The sequence below is a fragment of the Arhodomonas sp. KWT genome, assembly GCF_010993615.1.
The window spans coordinates 1-857 of sequence record NZ_WNXE01000711.1; the positions used below are offsets into that span (position 1 = coordinate 1).

Consider the following 857-nt stretch of genomic DNA (forward strand, 5'->3'; position numbering starts at 1 on the left):
AAACCACCGTAGTAGCCGGACCCCAGCAGCCCTATGGCCAGGTTGCTGAAGCCCATCGTCCGGGCCTCCAGGGGCACGACGACGCCCTGCAGCCCCGACCCCGTCTCCAGCAGCGCAACCGCAATCAGCAGCTGGGCAATGGAGATCAGCGTCCGTGCCATGGGTCCCACTCCTGAGCGTTGCCGGAATCCCTCCCGTTATACGCGATTCACCCGGTCGCAGGTCCGTCTCCATCGCCGGGGACCGCACCACTCTTGACCGCCATCATGGCGGGGCGCTGCCGTTGCGCGACCATTGGCGTGTTGACTCATGCGAGCGGCGGGGAGGTGATCCATGCTGCCCTACGCACCGTCCGGGGAATCGTTCCGGGCCGTCGACCGTCTCTACCACGCCTGGCAGGGGCGGCTCACCAGCGCCGTCTCACCCGCCGCCGTGGCGCTGGCGTTCCAGGACTGGGCCAGCCACCTCGGCAACTCACCCGGCAAGCAGACCGAGCTCGCCTTCAAGGCACTGAGCAAGTGGTCGCGCTGGGCGGACTTCGCCTGTCGCTGCCACATGGAAACGCACGCCCCGGACGCCATAGATCCGTTGCCTCAGGATCACCGTTTCGACCATGCCGGCTGGCGCATGCCGCCGTTCCGAATGCTCCAGCAGGGCTTCCTCCTGACCCAGCAGTGGTGGCACAACGCCACCACGGACGTCTCCGGCGTCTCGCCGCACCACCAGGACGTGGTCGCCTTCATGGCGCGCCAGTGGCTGGACGTCTTCTCGCCGGCGAACTTCCTGGCGACCAACCCGGAGCTGCTGGAGACGACGTTCCACGAGGGCGGGAACAACCTCCTGCGCGGCGCCCGCAA

Annotated in this window: 1 protein-coding gene; it reads left to right on the forward strand. The window is 67.8% G+C overall.

Annotated elements, in window-relative coordinates; all coding sequences use genetic code 11:
• Window positions 1–333 precede the first annotated feature (333 nt).
• Window positions 334–857, forward strand: a 524-nt coding sequence (locus G7A99_RS21905; RefSeq protein WP_205599998.1) for a poly-beta-hydroxybutyrate polymerase N-terminal domain-containing protein, incomplete at its 3' end; no start/stop codon positions are given.